This is a genomic window from Sphaerotilus sp. (assembly GCF_041083715.1).
In the GTDB taxonomy this organism is placed as follows: domain Bacteria; phylum Pseudomonadota; class Gammaproteobacteria; order Burkholderiales; family Burkholderiaceae_C; genus Sphaerotilus.
Genome location: NZ_JBFPGY010000409.1, coordinates 1 through 4,756, shown reverse-complemented (window position 1 = coordinate 4,756; position 4,756 = coordinate 1). Strand labels below are relative to the sequence as shown.

4 protein-coding genes and 1 riboswitch are annotated in these 4,756 nt (G+C 67.0%); of the genes, 1 reads left to right on the top strand and 3 read right to left on the bottom strand.

Annotated features, from left to right (window positions below):
• The first annotated feature begins 11 nt into the window (after window positions 1–11).
• Window positions 12–839 (top strand): SulP family inorganic anion transporter, encoded by an 828-nt coding sequence (locus tag AB3X43_RS19165; RefSeq protein ID WP_369431473.1) that lies wholly within the window; start codon window positions 12–14, stop codon window positions 837–839.
• Window positions 840–924: 85 nt separating this feature from the next.
• Here AB3X43_RS19165 and AB3X43_RS19160 read toward each other — a convergent pair whose 3' ends face one another.
• The 3 genes from AB3X43_RS19160 to AB3X43_RS19150 all read right to left on the bottom strand — a co-directional run.
• The gene (locus AB3X43_RS19160; RefSeq protein ID WP_369431472.1) at window positions 925–3,099 is read right to left on the bottom strand and encodes a peptidase S53; all 2,175 of its coding nucleotides are present in this window, start codon (window positions 3,097–3,099) and stop codon (window positions 925–927) included.
• Between the two features lie 58 nt (window positions 3,100–3,157).
• Window positions 3,158–3,244, bottom strand: a riboswitch (cyclic di-GMP riboswitch).
• Between the two features lie 249 nt (window positions 3,245–3,493).
• Window positions 3,494–4,162: a DUF1345 domain-containing protein gene (locus AB3X43_RS19155; protein WP_369431471.1), complete on the bottom strand. Its 669-nt coding sequence runs from the start codon at window positions 4,160–4,162 to the stop codon at window positions 3,494–3,496.
• Window positions 4,163–4,327: 165 nt separating this feature from the next.
• The coding region (locus AB3X43_RS19150) for a hypothetical protein (RefSeq protein ID WP_369431469.1) at window positions 4,328–4,756 on the bottom strand (429 nt) is incomplete at its 5' end.

Sequence of the window (4,756 nt, the reverse complement as noted above, 5' to 3'; positions counted from 1 at the left end):
ATGGAGACTCATTGGATGCGAACCACGAGCTGATGGTGCTGGGCGCCTGCAACATCGCAGCCGGGTTGCTGCAGGGCATGCCGGTTGGCGCGGGCTTCTCTGCGACCACCGCCAACGCCGGAGCGGGTGCCACCAGCCGGTGGGCTGGTCTGATCGCTCTTGGCGTGATCGGCATGGCACTGGCCTTCGCGCTGCCGGCCGTGCACCTGCTGCCGCGGCCCGTGTTGGCGGTGGCCGTGATCCATGCGCTTTGGCATGCGCTGAACCCTCGGCCCCTGCTCGACGTGTGGCGCATGAAGCGAGATCGCCTGCTCGTGATCGGCGCGGTCCTGGCCGTGCTGGCCTTCGGGGTGCTGCACGGGATGCTGATCGCGATCGGACTGTCGGTACTCGACGCCATGCGGCGCTTCAGTCAGCCGGTGGTCCATGAGCTTGGACAGCTGGGGGCATCGCGCAACTTTGTCGTGCTCGATGCCAACCAGGGTGCGGTCGCCGTGCCCGGCCTGCTGATCCTCAGACCGGAAGAGCCACTGTTCTTTGCGAGCGCGGAACGCGTCGCGGCCGATGTCGTGGCCCGCGTCCGCGGGCGTGATGACCTGAGGACGGTCGTGCTCAGCCTGGAGGAGAGTTCGGACCTCGACAGCACGGCGGTGGAGTGCCTGCTCGAACTCGATCAGCGGCTGCAGGCCATGGGCAAGGCGCTGGTGCTCACGCGCGTGAAGGAGCCGATCCGCGAACTGCTCGGGGCATGGAATCCGCAGGGCCTGGGCGCCGCGGATCGTCTGTACTGGAGCGTGGCCGACGCGGTGCAGGCCAACGGTGTTCTCAGGCTTGGCTGACTGGCCACGCCGGGCGAGGAGTTCATCGCAAGGGGCTGCATGGAGCGTCACGACGCCAGCCATGCGGTGTCCACCGCCGCCGCATTCACCGGGCGTTGACGGTGATCGGCACAGCCAGGCGCGCGGACTTGCCCGCGTTGTCGATCACCGAAACGGTCATCGGGTAGGTGCCCGGCACGGGATGGGGCCAGTCCAGGGTCAGCACCAGCCCCTTGGGCCAGAAAGAGACGCCGGGCGGAACACCGCTGATCGAGATCGACAGCGCGGTCGCCCCCGGGTCGGCGATCGTGATGGTGCCCGTGAGGGCCTTGCCGACCACACCGGTCAGTGCCGATGCGGTGATGGACGGCCCCGTCGGTGGTGTCGTGGCAGCGGTGGCGATGCTGATGGTCAGCACGGCTTTGCCGGACAGGGTGGTCTTGCTGTCCGTGGCGGTAACGGTGACCGTGTAGGTGCCTGCCACGGGTTTGGCCCAGGAAAGCACGCCAGTGTTGCTGATCGCGAGACCCGCAGGTGCGCCGCTGAGCGCGAACCTGACCGGGTTGCTGGCGTTGTAGCCCACGGTATAGGTCAGCGGCGTGTCGACCTTGCCGTTGACCGCGCCCGCGGTCACTGTCGGTGCGCTGGGAGCGGATGTGGGTGGGACGGTCGCACCGCTCAACACGCTCAGCAGGCTGCTGACTTGGGGCGTGCCGAGTCCGGTCACCTCGTCGAAACCGGTCTTGGAGGCACAGGTCGCACACGGGCCGTTGACACCCGTGACCACATCCAGAAATGAGCTGGCATACGTGCCGGGCACCAGCGCAATCTGGCTGTAGATCGTGGGCTGGGACAGGCCGATGGCTGCGCGGCCCGATTGGTCGCGCATGGCATTCGCGGTCGCGACGATGCCTGCCCACTGCGGCGTGGACAGACTGGTCCCGCCCACGCTGATCCAGCTGGCTGTGCTGCTGCCGAGGCTCATGACTGCCACGTACTGGCCGGTGCTGGGGTTGGCATTGAAGGCCACGTCAGGCACAGCGCGGCCGGCCACACTGCCCAGGCCCGGCACCTGGTTGGTCTGGTAGCTCGGGGCCGCCATGTACTGGCTGATGCCACCGCCGCTGCCGGACCATGCCGTTTCAGACCGTGCGCCGCTGCCACTGTAGGTCAAGGACGTCCCGCCGACAGCCAGTACCCTGGTCGACGCGGCCGGCCAGCTGACCCCTGCGCCAGAGTCGCCACTGGCCGCCAGGTAGGTCATGCCGGTGCCGGTGAAGACGGAATCGACCGATGCCATCCAGCTGCCTTCGGGCGCGCCGAAGCTCATGGACACGACACCAGGCCCCATCTTGCCGGCCAGCCCGATGGCATTGGTGAGGCCGTTGGAGGCGTCGGAGGCTTCGATCAGGACGATGCGTGCCAGCGGTGCGGTCGCATGCGCCCACTGCACGTCCAGGGAAATCTCTGTCGCCCAGCCAGCGTCGTAGGCCGGCGCAGCGCTGCTCAGCGCGCCGGCCGCTGTGCTGTAGACCACCGACAGCACGCAGCCCGCTGTCGCCGATGCCGCGGCAATGGGCAAGGCGCTGGCCACCGGGATGGCCTGGCTGGTGCAGCCTGGCAGGCCGAAGCGCTGGTTGAAGGCGGTCAGCTCGGCGGCCACATTCGGATTGTGGAAGGCGTTGATGAGGTAGATGGTCTGGCCGGCGCCGAACTGGGCGGCCTGGGCCGCGCTGAGCACGGTGAAGCTGCTTGGCAGCGCGGGCATGCCATAGGCCGCCCGCACCTGGGCAGGCGTGTAGGTGGCGACCACGCTGCTGCTTGCCAAGGGCGCGGCGGTGGTGGCTCCATTGCTGGCGATCGCTGCGGCAGCACGGCTGCGGCGGGCCGACTGGATGCCTTGGAGGGTCAGGCCGCGGGTGTTGAGGCCCGCCAGGGCGTCGGGCATGCGGGTGGTGTGTGGCGCCTGACGAGACGAGGCCGAGTGGTCCAGCACGTCGATGTCGCCGGGCGCATCGAGTTCGACCGGCGCGACGTGGAAACTCGGCTCCACGCGCACATCGGCCGGCAGTGTCAGGGGGCCTGCACCGGTTGAAGCGGACGCGTCTGCCTGTGAGAGCTGGAAGCTCACCGACGAGGCCGACACCGGTGAGGTGGCACCGACCGCCGGGCTGCTGTCCTGTCCGCCTCCTCCGCAGGCCACCATGGCGGCGGCTGCAGAAGAACTCGCGACAAGACGCGTGCTGAGAATGAATCGGGGGAAGGACTTGAACGGGGCCATTCGCATTTCCGGTAACGGGCGAGGGCCACACCTGAATCAACAGCCGCACGCGCGACTTGTTGGCGACCCCGCTACCGTAGCGCTGGCGCGCCTTAGGCCGGAGGCTTTGCGTCCCCACCTTTCGGTGGGTTTGCCCTCTGATGCGAACAGATTACGAGAAAAGCGGCCGACCATGGCGTCAATTCGATGGATTGAACGCGTGGACTGTGTCGAAGTGCATGGCCAGCGGGCTTTCCGGAATCGATTCAAATGGAGTCGGGTTCCGGAGTCTGCAAAGTCCATTCGGAAGTTCCCATCCGACGTCCTCCACAGCCCTCGGCGGGCCGTCGGCAGCGCCAGGAACAGGCCGCCTTGTCTGTGCAACCTGCCTCGAGGCCAAGTCAGACGGGCACTTCTAGTGGATCAGGCTCGACGCTACGTTGATCATCAACCCGATCAGGCTGGCGTTGAAGAAGAATGCCAGCACGCAGTGCAGCAGGCCCACGCGCCGCATGCCGCGGCCCGTGAACGACACATCGGCGGTCTGGCCGGAAGTGCCGATGACGGCGGCGAAGTACAGGAAGTCGATGTAGTCGGGTTCTTCCATGTCCGGAAAGCTCAGGCCGCCGGGTTGGCCGCGCCGCAAGTTCAGGTAGTAGTCGTGCGCGTAGTGCAGCGCGAACATCGTCTGCGTGAACGCCCAGGAGGACACCAGGGTGGCCACAGCCAGCGCGATGTGCAGGTCGCGGTGGGGCACTTCCGGGCGTCCGGCCACGGCCAGTTCAGCGACGATGGCCCCGAGACTGAAGACTGCAGCCAACGCCACCAGCGTGAGGATGGTGCGCGCGCCCTCGGCCTCCAGCGCCGAGCGGTGGTGGATCTGCTTGGGATCGGCGTGCACCATCATCCAGCCCACGAGCGCGAGATAAAGCCACGCGCCGCAGTTCCACGCAACGATCAAGCGCGTGATCGGCCCTTCCGGCCACAGGGTGGGCTGCACCAGCCACGCGACCGCCCCCACGGCGAAGGCGGTCATCAGGCGGGGCCGATGACGGATCGCCAGCCAGCTTCGCATCAGTCTCATGCACGGGTCTCCGGTTGGGATGCCCCGACCCTTCGGGCCACCCTGGCGGGAGTGTGCCTGCGGGCGTGTTCAGCGTCTCAGGCCATGCCGTTTCAGACGGGGAAGAACGCGTCGGGTCTGCGTTGTGGTGATCAGGCCGGCCCGAGGAGACCAACGTTGCTCCGCTCAGGCCAGGAATTCCGGAATTGGCAGCAGATTGGCCACTTGCGCGGTCAACTCGGCTTGCCGCACGGGGTCTGTGCCGCCGACCCACTTGGCGTTGATGGGATGGGTGGCCGCGCTCCACGCGGCGTAGTAATCCTGCTTGAAGGTGTCGAGCGCGCCATACATGTCCAGCACGGTGGCCAGCACATTCAGGTGGTCGACACGACTGCTGAACTGGCCCTTCTTGATGCGGTTGCTCGGGCCGAAGAACATCGTCGTGATGTTGTCCATGCCGTACATGTAGCTGCCACCCTTGCCAGGGGAGTACTGAGTGATGAGCGTATCGGTGCCGACATTGGCAACGCCGTTGCTGGCGTCGGTGAATCCGTCCTCGTCCGTCGTGACGATCAGCAGGCTGTCGTTGGCCACAGCCCAGTCGGCGTACGGCTT